Below are 20895 nucleotides of genomic sequence, written 5' to 3' on the forward strand. Positions count from 1 at the left end.
TGAGAGATTTGTCACAAAACCTATCCTTTTTATGTCAATTATTTACGTTGATAACTAATTCTGTTGAAAGCAAAAAGGCAATCGATTCGCTAATGCTCGATTGGACGATAAAGTGCTCAAACAAGGCAATTTCGATTGAGAAATATTTGTTTTTAAGGGTGATCGAAGACTTCAAATATCAAGTAAAACGATTAACTTGTACGTAAAAAATTCTTGTACAATTTTAGTGAGGCTGCTATACCTTGTACAAGACGGACTTTTGTATAGGAGTATGCAATTATGGGTTCTGTAATTAAAGTGGGTATCAGCTCTTGTGTGCTTGGTGAAAAGGTGAGATTTGACTCCGGGCATAAAGTTAGCAATTTTGTCACCAAAGAATTGAGTCAGTTTTTTGAGTTTGTTTCGGTTTGCCCTGAGGTCGGGATGGGCATGCCGGTGCCAAGGCCTACGATTCGGCTGATCTCCGAGGCAGAGCGTATTGCCTTGGTGGAAACCAAGAATCCTGAGCGTGACCACACACAAGGAATGTTGTCATACTCTGCGGCTAAAGTTGATGAGTTACAAAACGAACAGCTGTGTGGTTACATTGTTTGTGCCAAATCACCGACCTGCGGTATGGAACGCGTCAAGGTTTACACCAAACATAATGCGGCCAAGGATGGGGTAGGGTTGTATACCCAGACGTTAATGAACAAGATGCCGTGGTTGCCAGTTGAAGAGGATGGACGTCTTAACGATCCGGTATTGAAAGAGAACTTTATTACGCGCGTCTTTTCCCTGAGTGACTTCTATACCTCGATGGGCGGTGAACCGTCGCCGGCAAAAATCATCGATTTTCATTCGCGTCATAAGCTAACGCTAATGGCGCACCATCCGGATTCCTATCGTGTTCTTGGTCGTCTGGTTGCCAGGGTGGCGGAGTATGAGTTGGACGAATTTTTTAACCAATATCGCTTAGGCTTGATGCAAGCGCTGTCGCACCGGGCAAGCCGTAAGAACAATACCAATGTACTGATGCATTTGCAGGGTTACTTTAAACGTTCGCTGACTAAAGAGCAGAAAGCTGAACTGGCGACCGTGATCCACGACTACCGTGTAGGCGTGCTGCCGTTGCTGGCGCCACTCACGCTGATCAAACATTATTTGAACTCCTATCCGGATGAGTATTTAGCCAAACAATCATTCTTACAACCACATCCACAAGAGATGAGATTACGTTATGGTCTGTAGCCAAGAAGAAAAAATGTATGCCATTCGCGAAGTCTCTGAGTTGACCGGGGTAAAACCGGTTACGCTTCGTGCCTGGCAGAGACGTTACAACCTGATTCAGCCCAAGCGTACCGAAAAAGGCCACCGTTTATACCGCGAGCAGGATCTAAATACGATTCGTGAAGTACAGGGCTGGCTGGCCAAGGGAGTGTCAATTGGTAAAGTTAAAGACTTGCTCGGAAGAGAGAGCGTACCAGCTTACAGCACCCGGCAACAGCCCCTAGAAGAAGTGGAACTGATGTTACAGGCGTTGGCTCAGCTTAATCGTGGCAGGAGTGAAAGCTTGCTTGCTTCGGTACTGAAAGACTACCCGTTTGATATTGTGACTGAGCAGTTTGTGGCCCCTATTTTTGATGCGTTAGAGCGAGTAAAAGGTGCCTTGCGTTCTCTCCAGTATGGGCTGTTCCAAACTTGTCTGGTCACTCGGTTAATGTTGATCGTCGATGCGGAAAATAAAGCAGCGAGCAAAGGCAAATGTCTGTTGTTGTGTTATGAGCAAACGCGTGCTGCGGAGAGTTGGATTCAGGCGGTCAGGCTGTGCTCTCAGGGTTACCATATCACGATGATAGATGGCGTGGATGACCTGGCCGGTTTGATTGAACATGATGTGGTGCACCGCTACGAGCGCGTACATGTTTTTTCTAACAATGCCTTACCAGTTAAGCAGTGTGAGGTATTGCAAACGTTACGTGAGCAGTATCCGGACAAGTTTGACTACTCTCAGGTGATTGAGAAATTACATCCAACTATAACAGGGTAAGGAGCTGGCATGATTTTGGTGTGGTACCGCCGTGATATCAGGACGTTAGACCATACGGCGCTGCAAGCGGCACTTGAGAGCGGGCAGCCGGTGGTTGCCGGCTACTTAGCGACGCCGGAGCAATGGCGGCGACACGCAATGGCACCGATTCAGGCGGACTTGATTGCCCGGCGCCTGGTTGAGTTGGATCGTGAGCTCAGCCGGTTGAATGTGCCGCTGTTGTACAAGGAGGTGACAGACTATGCCGAGTGTGGCAAGGCCATCCTTGATTGGGCGACATCACTGCAGGTTTCTCAAGTGATGGTGAATGCCGATTATGAAGTTAATGAACGGCAGCGGGATCAACAGGCACAAGAGCTGCTGGCCGCTAAAGGTATCACTCTGACCTGTTTTGAGGACAAGTGCATTCATGCTCCCGCAAGTGTGTTGAACAAACAAGGGCACTACTTCAAAGTATTTACACCATTCAAACGCGCCTGGCTGCAACATTTCCAGTTACCCGCCATAGGTAAACCCCATCCACAGAAGGCGCTCGGTGAAGCGCTGGAGCGGCATGTTGATCGCTATCATCCCGAGGTCGTTTTTACTTACCCACGGGATGACAGCAGCGCCTGGCCGGTTTCAACTCAAGAGATTGTCGCAAAGCTGCGTACGTTTACCCGTGAACGCAGCGATCAATACCATGCTTTGCGGGATATGCCGGCTGTCGACGGAACCAGCCTGTTATCGCCCTACTTAGCCATTGGTGCATTGTCAGCCAGACAGTGTGCCGCGCGCCTATATGCCGATAATCTCCATACCGATCTGACAGAGGGTAAATCGACCTGGTTAAGCGAACTTATCTGGCGTGAGTTTTATCAACATTTGCTGGTATTTGAACCCAAACTGGTGAAAGGCAAAGGCTTTGTCCCTTGGGAAGAACGTATTCAGTGGTCTTATGATGAACAGCAATTTGAGCGCTGGACAAATGGCCAAACGGGCTATCCTATTGTCGACGCAGCCATGCGCCAGTTAAACCAGAGCGGATGGATGCATAACCGCTTACGTATGATTGTCGCCAGTTTTCTGACCAAGGATCTGCATATTGACTGGCGCATGGGCGAGCGTTATTTCATGAGTAAGCTGATAGACGGGGATTTTGCGGCCAACAACGGCGGATGGCAGTGGTCCGCCTCGACCGGGTGTGATGGTCAACCCTATTTCAGGATCTTTAATCCTATCAGCCAGGGAGAAAAGTTTGACCCTAAAGGGGACTTCGTCCGTAAGTGGGTGCCTGAACTCAGCTGTGTACCTGACAAGTACATCCATAAACCCTGGTTGTGGCCGGACTTTTCTTTACTGGATTATCACACACCAATGGTTGATCATAAGACAGAAAGAGAGATAACCTTGCAATTGTTCAAAAACGCAAAGGATTAGAGCCAGATGCCACCCAAGCTGCGACCGATGAATGTTGCAAAACGTACCCTGCTGTTACTGTCACTCTCATTGTTTAGTGGTGTTTCTCTGGCCAAAATGTATCAATTGCCCAGCGACGGTGGCCGGGTTATCGGTCGGTTAAAGCATCATATTGTTGAAGAAGGCCAGACCATGGCCACTATTGCCCAAGACTATCAGGTTGGCATGCTGGCTTTAATGGCCACCAATAAAGGTGTGGATCCGTTTTTGCCGGATGAGGGGCATGTATTGACCATCCCAACTCAGCTGATTCTTCCGGATACGCCGCGTGAAGGCATTGTGATTAACCTGGCGGAACTGAGGCTGTATTATTTCCCGCCGGAAGAGAATGTCGTGCATGTGTTCCCGGTGGGCATTGGCCGTATCGGGCGCGATACGCCGGTGATGACCACACGCATCAGCCAGAAGCGGCCTAATCCGACCTGGACACCACCGGCTTCTATTCGTGCGGAATACCGGGCAAAAGGAATCGAGCTGCCCGCTGTGGTTCCTGCCGGCCCGGAAAATCCACTTGGCATGTTCGCTCTCCGTTTAGCTTTTGGTCAGGGTGAATACCTGATCCACGGCACTAATAAAGACTTTGGCATTGGAATGCGTGTTAGTGCCGGCTGTATTCGTATGAACCCGGAAGATATCGAATGGCTATTTCAACATGTCTCTGTGGGAGATAGTGTTCAGGTAATCAATCAACCGGTTAAAGTGAGCCTGGAGCCAGACCGAAGCGTATTTATGGAAGCGCATGAGCCACTGACCCGCAGTAACGGGGAGAAGGATCATCTGATTTTTCCCAAGGAGCTGGGATGGTGGTTACGGGCGTCTGGTTTGGAAAATACCAAGGCCAAGGCGACGATTGCCGCACAAAATGGCATCCCGGTAGAAATCACCGCACCCTGACAAAATGAAAGGGCGCGGGGAGCGGCCTTACTTAGTGTAAGATTGAGCGATGTTGTCGATACGCTCGTTAGCACGTGCCGCTTCTTCTTGAGCTGCCATAGCCGCGTCACCTGATTTTTGAACGTCAGATTTAAGCATTTGTACGTCCTGGCTTAGTTGGCTAATCTGGTTGCTCAGTTCATCAAGTTTTGCAGCATTAGCAGTTACCGCTTCATCAGAAGAAGCACAACCGGCTAGTAGAAGTACTGAAGTTGCTGCAGCTGCGATCAACGTTTTGTTCATATAAGAACTCCTTGCTTATAGTGAAAGTCACGCTCTATAAATTCTGTCTCATATAGTAGCGAAGTAAAATGTAGACACATTTTATCAGGACATGATGGAGCAAAAGTTAAAAAAATCCAAGAATTTCATAGAGAACCTGAGCCACTTGCTGACTTTACGCTTACATTATCCGGTTGTTCTTTCTTGGCGAGCTCCGGCTTTTGCATGTCCGAATGAAAATTTTACTACATTCCTGCTATCAATAATTTAGACGATATTGGTATAAATGAAAGTTTCATTGGTGAAACTTTCTGGCTATTACACATTTATATTGTGTGATCTCTATCTATACTCATACGATTTGCGTTATTATAACGGGCTTTTATTTTTTGCTGCGTCAGAGCCCAAACGACATGTGTAGAGAGTTCCGACGCCTAATGAACTATTGGAGAATACTTTGCAATTTAAAGATCTGGGCCTAGACAACCGATTGTTGAAGAACCTAAAACATTACGACTTTAATAAACCAACAGAGATCCAGCGCAAAGCGATTCCTGTCGCGATTGCCGGAAAAGATCTGTTGGCATCTTCTAAAACCGGTTCGGGTAAGACTTTAGCTTTTGTATTGCCAATGCTGCATAAGTCACTGAAGACAAAATCTTTTTCAGCCAAAGACCCGCGGGCAGTCATTTTGACGCCAACCCGCGAACTCGCCAAACAGGTGTATGGTGAACTGCGTACAATGCTGGGCGGTTTATCCTACGATGCGACATTGATTTTAGGTGGTGAGAACTTTAACGATCAGGTTAAAGCTCTTCGTCGTTATCCGAAGTTCATTGTGGCAACACCGGGGCGTCTTGCTGACCACCTTGAGCATCGTTCACTTTATCTGGATGGTCTGGAAACCTTGATCCTCGATGAAGCCGATCGCATGCTCGACCTTGGTTTTGCACCAGAGCTGCGTCGTATTCACAATGCAGCAAAACATCGTCGTCGCCAGACGCTGATGTTTTCTGCCACGCTGGATCACGCTGAGGTCAATGATATTGCGGCCGAGATGCTTAATGCCCCTAAACGCATCGCAGTGGGTGTGTCGAATGAACAGCACCAAGACATCACGCAGCGATTCTATTTGTGTGATCATCTGGATCATAAAGAAGCAATTCTTGAGCGTGTGCTGGAAGAAGAGGAATACCGTCAGGTTATCATCTTTACCGCTACCCGCGCCGATACCGATCGTTTGACCGCCAAGCTGAACGAGAAGAAGCTTAAAGCGATTGCGCTGAGTGGTAATCTGAATCAGACGCAGCGTAACACCATCATGAGCCAGTTTGAGCGTGCCGTATTTAAAATTTTGGTTACGACGGATGTGGCGTCACGAGGACTGGATATTTCCACGGTGACTCACGTGATCAACTTTGATATGCCGAAGCATACTGAAGAGTATGTACACCGAGTGGGGCGAACCGGCCGGGCGGGCAATAAAGGTGATGCGATTTCTTTGGTTGGACCAAAGGACTGGGACAGCTTCAAGCGCGTTGAAGCGTACCTGCAGCAAGATCTGAGCTTCTCTGAGCTGGAAGGCTTGAAAGGCAAATTTAAAGGTTTAAAACCGCGTAAGCCAGATTACCGTAACAAGAATGCCAGCAACGCGAAGAAAGCCCGTCCACAAACGAAGAAAGCGGCGAAAAAACCGGTTAAGCGTGACAAGAGTTTCTTCCAAAATGTGGCTGTGGGTGACAACGTCTTTATTCCGAAGAAGAAGAAGCCAGCGGCATCTGACTCTGAAGATTAAGTCGCAATCAGCACTGATTGAGTCGATATGAACGAAAAAATCCGGGTGATGCACTCGGATTTTTTTATGCCTGTAATTTAGTCGTAGCGGTCGTTTTATTTTGCTTCGTCTTGTACAAGCTATTGTTTTTGCGTAAATATCAACCAGGCAAGCGTTTGCTTGTGTGGAAATACAAATAATCTCGCAAAAAATTAAAATGAGAATTGATATCATTTTTATTTACAGGCAGAATGCGGCCAATATATTAATTCTATAAATGATTGCTGTATTTGTATGAAAATTCTTCATGTCTTTTGCGGACTCATACTGATGTCATCATTTCAGGTTACTGCTAATGATATTGACTGGCTCAGAGACGATACTCGCCAAGATCCAGCGGTTCTTGGTTTCCTGCAAGCGCATAACGAGGAAACCGAGCATTATCAAGCCCGATATGAATCTCTGACCAATCAGCTGCTAGAGCAGTGGCAATCCCAGTCCGGAGAAAAAGCAGAACGTCCCTGGTTAATTAAACAGGGGCATGAATGGCAGTTGTCCTCGCAACAAGGCCGTTATGTGTTATTGCGCCGGACTCACCAGATCGCTGAGCCGGAAATTGTTTACGACTTTGCTCCTCGTCAGGCACAACATGCGTATTACCGGATCGGGCAATGGGTGGTACAGGGCTCCCGCTTATTGTTCAGCGAAGATACCGACGGGAGCGAACAGTATCGTGCAGTCATGGTCAATTTAGAAAGCCAGCAGGCGCAGGTATTAGCTGAGGGGGTGGACGCCGGGCTAATACTGTCACCCACTGCCGGGCATGCGTATGTGATTGACAAAGAACCTCATACCCAGCGCCCTTTCCGTATTGTTCAGATTAACACCAGTACCTTGGCCGTGCGCGCACTCTGGCATGAGCCGCAAAGCGACTGGCTGTTGTCATTTTACCCTGCCGCCGATGAACAGTATGCGGTTTTGCAGAGCAACAGCGAATCCACCACCGCACAACGGATCCTTGATATGCGCACCGGTGAGCTGTCTGCTCCGTTGCGCCAGTCCGTTGCCGGGCTTGAGTATTACGCCGATATTGCCCAAGGTAAGGTCTATATAAACAGTAACCAGAATGGGGCTTTTTCCCTCTATTCTGTACCGTTGCAGGATCTGGATGCCCCCTGGCAAAGGTTCAGTGATTCACCAGAGCCGGTGACGCAATTTTACCTGTTTGAGGCGGGGGTTGTGGTGTTGACCGGGGTTGAAAATGAATCGTTACTCTCGGTGTTTTCTTATGCCGGAGAACTGAAGGAAAAGATCCGCTTAGGCGGTGATAACCGCGTTGCCTGGCTGAGTACCAACGGTGATTTTACGTCGAATAGAGTTCGTATCCGCAGCATGGCGATGACGGTGCCGCCGTTATGGGAAGAGTTCAGTGTCAAGTCGCTGGAGCGCCGGGTCTTATCACAGGACAACTATCCAAATTTTGCCAGCCACAATTATGTTTCTGCCCGGTTGATGGTGGATAACAACGGAGTACACGTTCCGGTTTCGCTTGCCTATCGCAAGGATAAGGTTGATGCAGCGTCACCCGTGGTGCTGTACGGGTATGGGGCCTATGGCTTCACCATGAAACCTTACTTTATGCCGCAAATCATCAGCCTGCTGGATCAGGGGGTGATCTATGCGATCGCCCATGTCCGCGGTGGCGGTTATTTTGGTCAGGCCTGGCATGAGCAGGGCCGTGGTATCCACAAAGCCAATTCCGTTCAGGATTTTGTCGCTGTGGCCAAAACGCTGCAGACTTTCCTGCGCGGCAGGCGAGGTATTTATGCCATGGGATCCAGTGCCGGCGGTACCCTGGTGGCTGCTGCCATTAACCAAGAGCCGGGGTTGTTCGCCGGTGCTGTGTTAAATGTCCCGTTTGTTGATGTGGTGGCCAGTATGTCCGACCCGTCGCTGCCTCTGACTGCGCAGCAATACGGGGAGTGGGGCAATCCGTCACTGACGGAACAGCGCGCTATTATGCAAGGTTACGATCCTATTTTGAATGTTACCAGGCAGGCCTATCCACCGCTGTTGGTTCAGGTGGGTCTGAATGATCAACGTGTTCCTTATTGGGAAGGTGCCAAATATTTAGAAAAAATAGCCGGGATGAGCACGGCTACCGGTCCGTATCTGTTGCACACGGATTTTTCGGCCGGGCATCGAGTCGATGCCAGAAAGGCAGAATTGCAGCAAGCGAAGGAATACGCCTTCCTTTTATCTCTTATTCAATCATCGAAACCAAAAGCGGAGCAGTAAATGAAGCTTACCCCAGTGTCAGCGGCAGTACTTTCAGTACTCGCTGCCAGTCAAGTGCACGCCAAATCTGACGTTTATTCCATGCAAGAGGTGGTTGTGACAGCCAACCGAATTGAGCAACCGGTGTCAAAAGTGGCCGGAAGTGTTGCGGTGGTGACAGGCGATGAGATGGAAACCAAAGGAGAAACCGAGCTTTATGAGGTGCTGCGTAATGAGCCGGGTGTCAGTGTGACTGGCGGAGCTGGCCGGCCACAGAACATCACCATCCGCGGTATGACCGGTAACCGTATTATGATCATTCGTGACGGTATCCGCGCTGCGGATGGCTTTGGGGCCCAGGACCTGAATGATCAGGTGGGAAGGGGATCGTTTGATCTTTCTGCGCTTGAGTCGCTGGAGGTGGTAAAAGGGGCCAGCTCTTCGGTTCACGGATCGGGGGCGATAGGCGGTGCTGTTGTTCTGCAGTCAAAACAGCCGGGTGAGTTCTTAAAAGGTCAGGATTTTTATATCGATGTCTCTGGCACTTACACCGGCATCAGCAATAAGTACAGAGCGGCGAGTAACTTAGCCTTTCGCTCCGGGGATAGCGAAAGCTTAATCAATGCCGCGTACTGGCAAGGTGAGGAGACACGCAACTTCAACCAGGACTTGTATAACCGTGATTTAGATGGCTACAGCGCAGCTTATGCCCTCAGTCATTATTACAGCGACGAGCTGATGCTCAAAGCGCGGGCGGAACTGTACACCCAAAACCAGCAGCGTCTGGAAGGTACTCCCTCTGTCCAACCCGATGGGATCTGGCACATTGAAAGCTTCGCCGAAGACGAAACGACACAAGAGTACAGCGCGTACCTTGGCGCGGAAATTACACCGCTGGAGCCGGTCTGGTTTGAGGAGCTCGATACCAAAGTGTACTGGCGCCATACCGAGGTGGAGGAAGACACCAACCGCCTGATGCGGCAAATGGATCATAACGGCCTGCTCACCAAGCGGCGAGAGCTGGAGCACAAAACCTTTACCGATGAAACCATCGGTTTGCGTGGTGACTTTAAACATACTATCTATGCTTCACATGCTGAGCACCAGCTGGCTTATGGGATTGAGCTTGCCAGCGATTATTACCAGCGCTCCGACAGCGACATAAAAATGGACTGGAATGGAGTCAGCGCCGTCACCAAACAGCCGTTTGTCCCGGCGCGCGCCTACAACATCGGTGTATATCTGCGTGACATGATGGCGTTGGATAACTGGACCTTAACCGGAGGTCTGCGTTTTGACGCGCACCGCCTGACCCCCGATGCTTCCGGTGAAGTTGGTGGCTTCCCGGTAAAAGACATCGACAGTTCACAGTTGTCACCAAGCCTGTCGATTTCGAGAGAAGTGTTTGCCAATAATATTGTCTACCTGTCTTACGACCATGGTTACCGCGCACCAGAATACGACAAAGCTTATGGTTATGTTTCTCATGACTTTGTGCCGTTAACACCTTTCGTGATAGCGCCTAACTTAGATCTCAAAGCCGAAACCTCGGACTCGTTTGAGATTGGCAGCAAATTTGATAATGGCCGTGCGCGCCTGTTCGTCTCTGCCTTCTACAACAAGTTTGACAATTTTATTGATGTAGTCACGGTCGGGTTTGACCAAGCGACGGGCAATCACATCAAACAATACCGGAATCTGGCTGGGGTAGAGACCTATGGTGCAGAAGTATCAGCCGCTTACGCACTGACGCAGACGTGGAATGCCACGGCCAAATTCGGCTACGTGGACGGTAAAGATGCCGATGGTGGTTACGTTCGCAGTATCACCCCCTTTGAGGGCAGCGCAGAGCTTAGCTACGCCTATCAGGATTTCAGTGCCTACGCACTATGGAACTGGGCAGCGGCCATGGATCGCGTACCAAGCTGCCAGACCAAGTTGGGTCTGGAGGCGAAGTGTGCGGAAACCAGTGCCTGGAATGCCTTCGATCTCGGCGCCAGCTATCACATTTCTAAAGATCTTCGACTCAGCGCGACGATCGTTAACTTATTCGACAAAGAATACATCCGCTACCAGGACGTGGCTGGTATTGCGGAAGAAAGTAAGCACTACTCAACCGAGCCGGGCCGTTACTTTACGGTAAATGCCAAATACCAATTTTAGGATTGAATCATGCAGCTTAAACCTTTAGCGCTGTCATTTGCTGTTGCCTGTGCCCCGGCGGTACAGGCTGCAGAATGGGACTACCCGTCTGCCGCCGTCATGGTGACAGATGAAGCGGAAGCCAAAACCTATCTCGATGCGAATTATGCGGATACAGGTAAGTTTAAGTTCCGCTATAAAACCGAGTCTCAGCTTGGCGAACACTACAATTTCGATGTGTGGGTAAATGGCCAGTACCAGGCCCAGCGAACGGTTGTGGTAACCACGGATAAAGGTCACCGGGTAGTGCGGGTGTTTAAAAGCCTTGAAGATACGGTTATCCGCAATGGCAAACCGACGGTCGCTGCGGAAATCGAGTTGCCGCGTGAACTGGACGCCGATGAGCCGCCGGCATTAAGTACCGGCAGTCTGGTGGACGTTTCGGTGTCATTGTTTAACCCGGATCTTCGCACCATGCAGCGCCAGCCTGCACCGGAGCTGACCTGGACGTCGGTTGCTGACTACCCGCAACCTTTGGAATACGTTACAAAAACCATTCAGGTTCTGCGATCGGGCGGCAAACTGTACCTGTCAAACGAGCGACTAAAACAGGTTGATGCCCACGCATTACTCGCGGTGGCAGAACCGGGTGGTGAACCTGAGCACGATACAAGTAACGTGTTAACCCCGGAGGGGATACCGTCTTTTGCCAGTACAGAGGAGATGCAGAACATCAGGCTGGGTGATGAGGCATTTCCCCAACTGATGGCGTATTACCATCTGGATCACTCATTGCAGTACCTTTCAAGCCTGACTTATGACTTGTTTGAGCAGCCGCTGCGCTTTGATGGCCGTGGTTTGGCAAAAGATAATTCCAGTTACTACCTTGGCCCACGCGCTGTGCTGTTTGGGATTGGCGGGGCGTCTGCGGATGCGTTGGATGCGGATGTTATCCTGCACGAATTGGGGCACGGCATTCACTACCAGATCGTGCCGGACTGGGCATACGGCCACACCGGTGCAATCGGTGAAGGGGTCGGCGACTACTGGGCGGGCAGTGCCAGCTACCGGACTCAGTATCTGGATGCGGCGCGCTGCGGTCAAGAGTTCGAGCTGGATACGGTGTTTAACTGGGATGGGCTGTTTGGCGTTCGCCGCTCCACCCGCAGCTTGTGGAATCAACGTGCCCGCTACTTCGAGGGGGCAGAGTACCGTGCCCATGAAAGTGTCGGTGGTGAGCTGGGGGATGAGCTGTGGTCAACGCCACTCTTCCAGGCGCTGAAAGCCTCGGTGGAGCGCTACGGCGATGGTACAGATCGCGTGTTCCGTGAGTTTGACGCGATCGTGCTGGAAGGCATGTATGGCGTGGGGCGCGGGGTAAAAATGCATGATCTGGCCGAATCCACGGTATTCGCTGCCGCGACGCTGTTCCCGGCTAAAGACTACGCGCAGCTGTTAACGGACAGTTTCAGTCAGCATAAGCTGCTCAAAGCGCCATTTCACGTTCGATACGATGCTCGTTACATTGCGCCGGGCGAAAGTGTCGGGGTAACCCTGACGCCAAACGGCCGTGATGCGATCATCAAAGGTCAGTGGCAACTCAATCAGGCTGCTGTGGTTGCTATCGATGAAACCCTGTCAGGCTCGACGTCGATGGAGGCGGCGCTGCCCAATGAGCTGACCTGCGGGGCCCCGTTTGATTCGATAGTCGCTCTGGACTATCAGTTTGGCGAAGGACTGAAACTCCACCGATGGCGTGAGAACGTGAAGCTAGTAAACGGCACGCCAAAGCTGCAACTGCCAGCGGAAGCGCTGAACGCTTCCCTTCCGGATTCAGCGACAGATAATCTTGGCCGGCCAACCCAAGGCGACAAAATTTTCGTGCAAACCCTGTCGGACCGCTCACTTAAGATTGATGATTCATTTGCGGTTTACCTCAATATCGAGCACCCCTCACTGCAGGATTTGCAGGTCACTTTGATTTCGCCGCAAGGCCAGTCGGTGGTGCTGCTCAACCACCAATCAAGCAATCATAATGGCTTTCAAGGCTATTTCACCGCGCAGTACGATGATGAGTTACAACCACTAATTGGCGAGCCGAGCTGGGGAACCTGGCGGCTTGAGATCTCTGACCGGGTGTCAGGACACTCCGGGGAACTGAAAGAGTGGCGTGTCAGTCACTATAGCGACTATCAGTGCCGCGCAGATTCGATGAATCAGAGTCAGGCTGGTGGCTTGGGGGGCAGCAGCTCACCGATCGCCTTATTTGGCCTGTTATTGCTTTCAATGGTGAGAGTGACTCGCTCTCGATAAACCACAAACTATTAATCAAAAGAAGACAAGATTTATGAAGTTTCAATACTCTTTCATTACGATGTCGCTCGTCCTTGCAGGCTGTGGCGGCGGATCAGGTGGTGACACGTCAGTGCCGAGTTACCATGTGTCTGGCACTATAGTGTCCCAGGGGACACTGCTTGATACACCGGTATGTATCGATTTAAATCAAAACTTTAGCTGTGATCCGGCAGAGCCCGAAGCGAAGAGTGACAACGCCGGTAAGTTTACGCTCAGCTCGGGCAGCAAAAATGTTCTGACCAGCCCAATCCTTGCCCGGATCGATAACGGTTCAAATCAGACTCTTAACCTTGCCGCGCCGGGCCAGAACCTGGCGACAGGCAACACGGTAAATGGGGTCACTACGCTGATTGCCGGTCTGGTGAATGACGGAAAAACCTTGGTTCAGGCGGATGAAATCGTGAAATCTCAATTAGCTGAGGCTGGGGTATCGCTGTCTGGCTCGGTAATGTCCAATGCAAGTTCAGGCGAGCTGGATAATCTGGAGCAAAATACCCGGGCGCTGCTGATAAAAATGAACGCCAAGCCTCAAGGAGTGGCATTGCTTGCACAAAACCTGAGTTACCAGGGTAAATCGTTGGCATCAGAGCTACTGACAGAAGCTGAAACGACGGTATTTGCACAGGAAATTGCGGTTGTTGCAGAGCAGACGGCGGGCAATAACGATACTGGCGCGGTGCTTTTTTTTACTGACGGCGATGCGGACGTAGCAGAAGTTCAAACATCATACCCGGGTCAGGATGCGGAATATGGTTTTGACAAAGATGACAGACAAACAGCAACTCGCGCTGGTTTTAAGTTTGTCAAACTGGATGCTCAAGGCGCAATACTGGCCGCTGACGCGACGCAGTGGGCCTGTACCCTTGATGAGCGCACCGGTCTGGTGTGGGAAAACAAGAGCGGCGAGGCAAGCTCAGTACAGCACAAAGATCGTACGTTTGTTTTTGAATCTGCGACGTTCAAGCCTTACTACGAAGACCTGCAAGTCGTCGGCTGTGTGGAAGCCGGCGACGGTATTTGTTCAACCAGCCAATATGCCGAGCACATGAACCAGCAGTCGCTGTGTGGGATCACCGACTGGCGCCTGCCGACTTACCAGGAGTTTTATGACTTACTTGATTTGGGTGAAACCGCAACGGATAGCAATGGCAAGGTTTACGGCCTGAACGCCGCTTATTTCCCGCAGCAAGGTAAAGGTAGCCCGGATATCGAAACGGGGGCGATCTGGCTGGACGATTTCAGTTTTAATAATTACGCAGTATACAACTACGACGGGGCACTCCAGTTTCCGGTTATTGCGACCAGAGGGGCAGACCGTGGTTACGTGAGTTTTGTTGAAGTGTATTCAGATAACGTTGAGCGTGACACCGGAACCTCGTGGCAATTCCCCATCCGTCTAGTTGCAGTAAAGGGCCAATAAGATGAACAAACTAGTAACCGCATTATCTCTTATTCTTGCTACTCAAACGGCATTGGCCGCTCAGGAGTGTTCCGCTGATTACGCGAAAACCACGCCAAACACGCGTTACACTTACTCTGAGAACGGCACCGTTACTGATCTGAAAACAGGTTTAACCTGGATACGTTGTCCGGTTGGCGCTACGTGGAATGCTGCCAATGAAGGTTGCTCCGGCAGTGGTGATACCGTGACCTGGCAGAGTGCGTTGCTGACAGCGCAGCAAATCCGTGATGAATCGGGTAACCATACGTTGCACCAGTTTGCCGGCAAGAAGCACTGGCGCCTGCCAAACATTAAAGAACTTGTGGCCCTGACCGAGCGTGCCTGCCATAGCCCGGCGATGAATGGAACGGCGTTTGCGAGTGGTTACACTCTGGAAGTGGGGGATTTTGCCGGATACATCTGGAGTAACACACCAAATGGGGATGGCACCAACGTGATGGTGTTCGATTCGGTCAATGGCGAGGTATACAACTACAATCCGTCCACGGCTGCCTATCAGTTTTCAGTATTATTAGTCACTGACGAAGACTAACAGGGTAATCGATAGTAAAAAGCTCCGCATCAGCGGAGCTTTATTTTTACAGCGTTATTTGTACAGTGTTATTGTTACTGCCGGGCGGAAAATTACACCTGGAACTGACGTAACTGTTCACTCTGGGTCTCAGCCAGGCTAGACAGCTCCTGGCTGGATGCGGCTGACTGGGTGATCCCGGTGACATTCTGGCTGACCAACTCATAGATGTTGCTCAGGTTGCTGTTGATGTCTGCCGTGACTTGTTTCTGTTCCTCAGATGCCGTCGCAACCTGACTGTTGATTGAGTTGAGGTTGCTAATGGCACTATTGATGTCATTCAACGAGCAATGTACTTTGCTCGCAAGGGCTTGGTTGCTTTCCAGCATTGCCAGGCTGGAGCTCATACTGTCATTTGCCTGACCTGACTGGCGTTGCAGCTCTTCGATAATGGTCTGGATTTCCTTAGTTGAGTCCTGGGTTCTTGCCGCCAGCATGCGTACTTCGTCGGCTACTACGGCGAACCCCCGGCCGCTTTCACCGGCACGGGCCGCTTCGATAGCGGCATTGAGCGCCAGCAGGTTGGTCTGTTCAGAGATCCCTTCAATCACTTCGATCACTTTGCCGATTTGTTCCGACTGCTCCTTAAGTGAGGTAACGACTTGCGCGGCATCATTCAGCTGGACGGCCATTTTTTCACTCGCCCGGGTGCTTTCTTCAAACATATCCATGCTTTGTGCGGTTAACTGGCTGGCCTGGCTGGATGCGCTGTCGGCTTGCTGGGCATTGGCTGATACTTCCGCTGCGGTAGACTCGAGTTGGTTGATCGCCGAAGCGACTTGTTCAACTTCTTGTTTTTCCTGATCAGAGTTTGCACTGCTTTGAGTCATCACAGTGGCGAGTTCTGTCGAGGCGGAAGCAACATCTTCACTGATGCCGGTTAAGGTGTTGATGGTAGTTCTCAATTGCTGAATGGTCTGATTGACGTCTTGTGCCAGTTGCGCAATTTCGTTTTTTCCTTCGGCGTTTGCACTGACCAGCAGGTTACCTTTCGCGACGTCACGCATCGTTTCCTGAAGCTGACGGATTGGCGCTACAATATAGTTGGCTAACAGCCAGCTGATGAATGCCGCAATGGTCAGGATCAGGATCAGGGCGATCACGCTGTAGTCTAAAGTGTCGGCGTGCAGGGCGCTGCTTTTCTCTACGTCTTCGTTGGCAAGTTGATTGAGTTTGTTGGAAAGGGCGTTAAGCGAGGCGATCATCGTATCCCCGGCTAAACGGTAGTTTGACATTGCTGCCTGGTATTTCTGCTCAAAGTTAGGCGGGGTATACGTTGCATTGTGCTTGGTTTTCAGTAGCGGAGTCATGGTATCGCGGGTGAAATTCACATAGTGACGGAGTGCAGATTGCGTGGCGGCTACTTCACCTTGGATGCCCTCCACCTGATTGATTGATTTAAGCAATCCCTGAATGTTAGCTTGGCGCTCTGCTAACTGTTGGTTGAGCGTCTTTAAATCATCTGCGCGAAACAGGCTGTAAATCGCCTTAATTCGCATGGCATAGGTATTATCAACAATCGAACTAAGTTGGTCCTTATGAACAATTAAATTATTGGTCGAGTCGGTGACCCGGTTAAATGCGTAGTCGAGTTTATTGATACCAACAGTTATCCCGATAACAAGCAAAACAATGGTGAAAACAACAGGCACTAACACCTGTAGTTTGATCGATAGCGTACTAAGTAACTGACGCATTTGAGCCTCTCATGTAATTATTAATCTTTATCATTATTGCAGTATTGTGTGGTGTGAATTTATACAATACAGGCGGCAATTCAAGCATTTATCATGGGTTAAATGTTATGAGATATATCAATAATAAGTCAATTTAAGATTCACTTATTGTATTAAATGAAAAAAAGAGGACAAAAATGAGCTCCACATGACTAATTGTTCGATTTCTCTCCGGGCAAGACATATGTCATAGAGGGTTCAATTAAGTGAAACACAACTGTCATATTTGCGTCCTAAAGTGAGCATCGTTCAAGTGAAACACAACGGCAATAAAGCCACTTAAAGGAAATTGTGATGAAAAAGACAGTAATCGGTGCAATCGCACTTCTAGGCGCAATGGCAGTGACTCCTGTTTCTGCTAAAGAAACTATCTCTGCTGTAGGTTCTAGCAGCGTAACTCCACTGATGGAAGTTTTCTCTGAAACATATGCTAAGAAGAACCCGAACGTGTTTATCGAAGTTCAGGGCCCTGGCTCTTCTGCTGGTGTAAAAGCAGCTAAAAATGGCAGTGCAGACCTGGGTATGTCTTCTCGTAATCTGAAGGACTCAGAAAAAGAATCAACACTGATTGAAGAAGTGATTGCACGCGATGGTATTGCCGTTGTGGTTAACCCGAAGAATGGTCTTAAAGGCCTGACAGCAGAGCAGGTGTCAGCGATTTACAAAGGCGAAGTGACCAACTGGAAAGATGTTGGCGGTGCTGATAAGCCTATCGTGGCGATCACTCGCGATACCGCATCGGGCACGCGTGGTGCATTTGAAGACATCATGTCACTGAAAATGAAAATTTCAGGTAAAAAAGTGTCTGCGATTTCTCAGCGTGCCCAAGTGGCGAACGGTAACGGTGCGCTAAAAACTATGGTGGCGTCTAACCCATACGCGATTGGTTACATCTCTCTGGGTACCGTCGATAACTCCGTTCACGCCCTGGCGGTTGATGGCGTTGAAGCGACAGTAGACAACGTGAAAAACGGTTCTTACAAAGTAGCGCGTCCTTTCCTTGTGCTTTACCAACAAGGTCAGCCATCAGCGGAAACACAGAAGTTCCTTGACTGGATGCTTGCTGATGAAGCGCAGGCTATCGTAGAGCAGAAAGGCTACATTTCAGTTAATTAATTTCACCTTGACTCTTATGTTTGCTCAGCCCGCGTTTGGGCTGGGCCTTTTCTATCCCTGGTGTTCAATAAGGCCATGGCCTGAGAACCGAGAGATTATATAATGACCATCGCAACAAATAGTGAAAAGCTTATGAATACTGACGCTAAAGCGGTCAGCAAGCCAGGCCTGCGTGCAAAACGCCGTGTGGACTGGAAAGAGCGTATCTTCCATGGCTTGTTCCTGACCAGTGCCGTTATCGGTATCGTATCACTGGCAATTATTGCTTATTTTATCGTTCGAGAGAGTATCCCTGCCTTCCAGGAAGCCGGGATCTCAGGCATTGTTCTTGGCCAAAACTGGCTGCCACCGGCATTATACGGTGTTGCCACTATGATTGTGGCATCTATTGTTTCCACGGCAGGTGCTGTACTAGTCGGTGTGCCAGTCGGTGTACTTACCGCCATCTTCATTGCCGAAATTGCCCCTAAGCGCCTGGCTGATATTATTCGCCCGGCAGTTGAGCTGTTGGCCGGTATCCCTTCTGTGGTATACGGCTTTTTTGGTTTGGTTATCATCGTTCCTCTGATCCAGAATATCTTTGATGTCCCGGCGGGTAACACGATTCTGGCAGGGATTATCGTGCTTGGCGTAATGATATTACCCACGGTCATCACCGTTTCAGAAACCTCGATTCGTGCGGTACCCCGCACTTATAAAGAAGGCTCTCTGGCTCTCGGCGCATCAAAAATTTACACCATTTTTAAGCTCCTGGTCCCGGCAGCCCGTTCAGGGATCATGACCGGGGTGATCCTGGGGATTGGCCGTGCGCTGGGTGAGACGATGGCGATCATCATGGTCATGGGTAACGCTCCGGCCATGCCTGAGGGGATTCTCGATTCGGCGCGTACGCTGACGGCCAATATCGCGATTGAAATGTCTTACGCAAGTGGCGTCCACGCCAACGCCCTTTATGCTACCGGTGTGGTGTTATTGGTGTTTATCATGATGCTGAACGCTACGCTACTTTACCTAAACCGAGAAAAAGCGAAGTAATCGCGAGTTAAAGGTGACTATTATGGATCGCGCAAAACTAAAACAAACTCGCCAGTTTAAAGATAATCTTTTTAACGGTTTAGTCTGGATGGCGGCGGCACTGACGGTGGGTTTTCTGTTCTGGATCATTTGGTACATTTTATCCAATGGCCTGCAGCACGTTGACTGGAACTTCATTACTGACAACTACACCCGCACCGGAGATGAACACGGTATTTTCCCAATGATTGTCTCCACCATATACATGGTGGTGGCTTCTATCGCCGTGGCCGCGCCACTGGGTATTATGACCGCTATCTACCTGACGGAGTATGCCAAAGTCGGCAGTCGTTTGGTGAAAGTTATCCGTTTCTGTACTGAATCTTTGGCGGGTATTCCGTCGATCATTTTTGGTCTGTTTGGTATGACGTTCTTTGTGGCCATTCTCGGGCTGGGCTTTTCGATTTTGTCCGGAGCACTGACGCTGAGTATTCTGATTCTGCCAGTGATCATCCGCACCACCGAAGAAGCACTGATGGCGGTGCCACAAACTTATCGTGAAGGCTCGTATGGCCTTGGCGCTTCAAAAATCTACACTATCTGGCGCTTGATCTTGCCAAGTGCAATGCCAGGTATCTTAACCTCGGTCATTCTTAGTATTGGCCGTGTCATTGGTGAATCTGCGCCTGTCTTCCTGACGGCAGGTATGGTGGCGCGTATTCCTGATTCGTTATTCGATTCAGGACGCACGCTGACGGTTCACCTGTATAAGCTGACGACAGAGCTGTTTACCGTCGAAGAGTGGAATCAGGCTTACGGAACGGCAACGGTACTGATCGTCGTTGTTCTCCTGATCAACATGGTAACCAAGCTGATTGCCAGACGTTTTAACACTGCAACTTACTAGGCTAACGACGTAACAGTACGTTTAACGACACGGATTCCAAGATTTAAGAGATTAAGAGCATGAACAAGTTTGATATTAAAAACCTAGACCTTTTTTATGGTGAAAACCAAGCGCTGAAAGCGATTAACCTGCCGATCCCAACCCGTCAGGTGACGGCGCTGATTGGCCCTTCAGGCTGCGGAAAATCAACGTTGCTGCGTTGCTTGAACCGGATGAATGACTTGATCGAAGGGGTCAAGATCACCGGTAACCTGACCATGGACGGTGAAGACATTTACGGCAACATCGATGTGGCCGATCTGCGGATTAAGGTCGGCATGGTGTTCCAAAAGCCCAACCCATTCCCGATGAGCATTTATGAAAATGTCGCCTATGGACTGCGCGCACAGGGTATTAAAGATAAAAAGCACATTGATGAGGTGGTGGAACGTTCACTGCGTGGTGCCGCATTGTGGGATGAAGTGAAAGACCGTCTGAAATCACACGCGTTTGGCTTATCGGGTGGTCAGCAGCAACGTTTGTGTATTGCCCGTACGATTGCCATGGAACCGGATGTGATCCTGATGGATGAGCCAACATCGGCACTTGACCCGATTGCAACCCACAAAATCGAAGAGCTGATGGAAGAGCTGAAGAAGAACTACACTATTGTGATTGTGACGCACTCCATGCAGCAGGCGCGTCGTATCTCGGATCGCACCGCATTTTTCTTGATGGGTGAACTGGTTGAGCACGATGAGACGCAAGTTATCTTCAGTGCACCGAAAGACGACCGCACTCAAGGTTATGTAAACGGTGATTTCGGGTAATCAGAAAATTTACTGGCATACACTCAAATAACTATAAGCGATGGTACTTTTGCCCCTCTTTTAAGAGGGGCTTTTTTATTGCTGCCCCAG

At 49.8% G+C, this 20895-nt stretch carries 16 protein-coding genes; 14 read left to right on the forward strand and 2 right to left on the reverse strand.

Features of this window, described 5'->3' with window-relative positions:
* The first annotated feature begins 279 nt into the window (after nt 1–279).
* The 4 genes from P2G85_RS02935 to P2G85_RS02950 are packed head-to-tail and all read left to right on the forward strand — an operon-like array spanning nt 280 to nt 4381.
* Nucleotides 280–1230, forward strand: coding sequence for a DUF523 and DUF1722 domain-containing protein (locus P2G85_RS02935; protein WP_275862621.1), 951 nt, complete (start codon nt 280–282; stop codon nt 1228–1230).
* Entirely contained in the window at nt 1220–2029 is an 810-nt protein-coding gene (locus P2G85_RS02940; protein WP_275862622.1) for a MerR family transcriptional regulator, read from the forward strand. Before P2G85_RS02935 ends, P2G85_RS02940 begins: the two co-directional genes overlap by 11 nt.
* 9 nt (nt 2030–2038) lie before the next feature.
* Nucleotides 2039–3448, forward strand: coding sequence for a deoxyribodipyrimidine photo-lyase (gene phrB / locus P2G85_RS02945; RefSeq protein WP_275862623.1), 1410 nt, complete (start codon nt 2039–2041; stop codon nt 3446–3448).
* Nucleotides 3449–3454: 6 nt separating this feature from the next.
* The gene (locus P2G85_RS02950) at nt 3455–4381 is read left to right on the forward strand and encodes a L,D-transpeptidase family protein (protein ID WP_275862624.1); all 927 of its coding nucleotides are present in this window, start codon (nt 3455–3457) and stop codon (nt 4379–4381) included.
* Between the two features lie 27 nt (nt 4382–4408).
* Here P2G85_RS02950 and P2G85_RS02955 read toward each other — a convergent pair whose 3' ends face one another.
* Entirely contained in the window at nt 4409–4663 is a 255-nt protein-coding gene (locus P2G85_RS02955) for an Lpp/OprI family alanine-zipper lipoprotein (RefSeq protein WP_275862625.1), read from the reverse strand.
* 424 nt (nt 4664–5087) lie between these two features.
* Here P2G85_RS02955 and P2G85_RS02960 point away from each other — a divergent pair, with 424 nt between their 5' ends.
* From P2G85_RS02960 to P2G85_RS02985, 6 genes are all read left to right on the forward strand, one after another.
* Nucleotides 5088–6437, forward strand: coding sequence for a DEAD/DEAH box helicase (locus P2G85_RS02960; RefSeq protein WP_275862626.1), 1350 nt, complete (start codon nt 5088–5090; stop codon nt 6435–6437).
* A gap of 273 nt (nt 6438–6710) precedes the next feature.
* Nucleotides 6711–8714, forward strand: coding sequence for a prolyl oligopeptidase family serine peptidase (locus P2G85_RS02965; protein WP_275862627.1), 2004 nt, complete (start codon nt 6711–6713; stop codon nt 8712–8714).
* Nucleotides 8715–10856 carry a TonB-dependent hemoglobin/transferrin/lactoferrin family receptor gene (locus P2G85_RS02970; RefSeq protein ID WP_275862628.1) on the forward strand — a complete coding sequence of 714 codons (2142 nt, stop codon included), beginning with the start codon at nt 8715–8717 and terminating at the stop codon, nt 10854–10856. It abuts the gene before it with no gap.
* Between the two features lie 9 nt (nt 10857–10865).
* The gene (locus P2G85_RS02975; protein WP_275862629.1) at nt 10866–13148 is read left to right on the forward strand and encodes a proprotein convertase P-domain-containing protein; all 2283 of its coding nucleotides are present in this window, start codon (nt 10866–10868) and stop codon (nt 13146–13148) included.
* A 34-nt stretch (nt 13149–13182) separates the two neighbouring features.
* Nucleotides 13183–14610 (forward strand): DUF1566 domain-containing protein, encoded by a 1428-nt coding sequence (locus P2G85_RS02980; RefSeq protein ID WP_275862630.1) that lies wholly within the window; start codon nt 13183–13185, stop codon nt 14608–14610.
* Nucleotide 14611: 1 nt separating this feature from the next.
* Complete coding sequence (locus tag P2G85_RS02985; RefSeq protein ID WP_275862631.1) at nt 14612–15184, forward strand: DUF1566 domain-containing protein; 573 nt, start codon at nt 14612–14614, stop codon at nt 15182–15184.
* Between the two features lie 92 nt (nt 15185–15276).
* Here P2G85_RS02985 and P2G85_RS02990 read toward each other — a convergent pair whose 3' ends face one another.
* Nucleotides 15277–16920: a methyl-accepting chemotaxis protein gene (locus P2G85_RS02990; RefSeq protein ID WP_275862632.1), complete on the reverse strand. Its 1644-nt coding sequence runs from the start codon at nt 16918–16920 to the stop codon at nt 15277–15279.
* Between the two features lie 333 nt (nt 16921–17253).
* Between P2G85_RS02990 and P2G85_RS02995 the strand changes: the two genes are divergently transcribed.
* The 4 genes from P2G85_RS02995 to pstB all read left to right on the forward strand — a co-directional run bounded on the left by P2G85_RS02995 (nt 17254) and on the right by pstB (nt 20805).
* On the forward strand, nt 17254–18075 hold the full coding sequence (locus P2G85_RS02995) for a phosphate ABC transporter substrate-binding protein (protein WP_275862633.1): 822 nt from the start codon (nt 17254–17256) through the stop codon (nt 18073–18075).
* 102 nt (nt 18076–18177) lie between these two features.
* Nucleotides 18178–19110 (forward strand): phosphate ABC transporter permease subunit PstC, encoded by a 933-nt coding sequence (pstC, locus tag P2G85_RS03000; protein ID WP_275862634.1) that lies wholly within the window; start codon nt 18178–18180, stop codon nt 19108–19110.
* Nucleotides 19111–19132: 22 nt separating this feature from the next.
* Nucleotides 19133–19996 carry a phosphate ABC transporter permease PstA gene (gene pstA / locus P2G85_RS03005; RefSeq protein WP_275862635.1) on the forward strand — a complete coding sequence of 288 codons (864 nt, stop codon included), beginning with the start codon at nt 19133–19135 and terminating at the stop codon, nt 19994–19996.
* A gap of 59 nt (nt 19997–20055) precedes the next feature.
* A complete protein-coding gene (gene pstB, locus P2G85_RS03010) occupies nt 20056–20805 on the forward strand; it encodes a phosphate ABC transporter ATP-binding protein PstB (protein WP_275862636.1) in 750 nt (249 codons plus the stop codon).
* The last annotated feature ends 90 nt before the right edge of the window (nt 20806–20895 follow it).

Source organism: Vibrio sp. CAU 1672, assembly GCF_029223195.1.
GTDB lineage: Bacteria > Pseudomonadota > Gammaproteobacteria > Enterobacterales > Vibrionaceae > Vibrio.

Excerpts from the sequence above, each read along its gene's own strand:
- phrB (WP_275862623.1), top strand. The coding sequence starts at position 2,039 with ATGATTTTGGTGTGGTACCGCCGTGATATCAGGACGTTAGACCATACG.
- P2G85_RS02990 (WP_275862632.1), bottom strand. The coding sequence starts at position 16,920 with ATGCGTCAGTTACTTAGTACGCTATCGATCAAACTACAGGTGTTAGTG.
- P2G85_RS02995 (WP_275862633.1), top strand. The coding sequence starts at position 17,254 with ATGAAAAAGACAGTAATCGGTGCAATCGCACTTCTAGGCGCAATGGCA.
- P2G85_RS02935 (WP_275862621.1), top strand. The coding sequence starts at position 280 with ATGGGTTCTGTAATTAAAGTGGGTATCAGCTCTTGTGTGCTTGGTGAA.
- pstC (WP_275862634.1), top strand. The coding sequence starts at position 18,178 with ATGACCATCGCAACAAATAGTGAAAAGCTTATGAATACTGACGCTAAA.
- P2G85_RS02965 (WP_275862627.1), top strand. The coding sequence starts at position 6,711 with ATGAAAATTCTTCATGTCTTTTGCGGACTCATACTGATGTCATCATTT.
- pstA (WP_275862635.1), top strand. The coding sequence starts at position 19,133 with ATGGATCGCGCAAAACTAAAACAAACTCGCCAGTTTAAAGATAATCTT.
- P2G85_RS02980 (WP_275862630.1), top strand. The coding sequence starts at position 13,183 with ATGAAGTTTCAATACTCTTTCATTACGATGTCGCTCGTCCTTGCAGGC.
- P2G85_RS02985 (WP_275862631.1), top strand. The coding sequence starts at position 14,612 with ATGAACAAACTAGTAACCGCATTATCTCTTATTCTTGCTACTCAAACG.
- pstB (WP_275862636.1), top strand. The coding sequence starts at position 20,056 with ATGAACAAGTTTGATATTAAAAACCTAGACCTTTTTTATGGTGAAAAC.
- P2G85_RS02975 (WP_275862629.1), top strand. The coding sequence starts at position 10,866 with ATGCAGCTTAAACCTTTAGCGCTGTCATTTGCTGTTGCCTGTGCCCCG.
- P2G85_RS02970 (WP_275862628.1), top strand. The coding sequence starts at position 8,715 with ATGAAGCTTACCCCAGTGTCAGCGGCAGTACTTTCAGTACTCGCTGCC.
- P2G85_RS02950 (WP_275862624.1), top strand. The coding sequence starts at position 3,455 with ATGCCACCCAAGCTGCGACCGATGAATGTTGCAAAACGTACCCTGCTG.
- P2G85_RS02955 (WP_275862625.1), bottom strand. The coding sequence starts at position 4,663 with ATGAACAAAACGTTGATCGCAGCTGCAGCAACTTCAGTACTTCTACTA.
- P2G85_RS02940 (WP_275862622.1), top strand. The coding sequence starts at position 1,220 with ATGGTCTGTAGCCAAGAAGAAAAAATGTATGCCATTCGCGAAGTCTCT.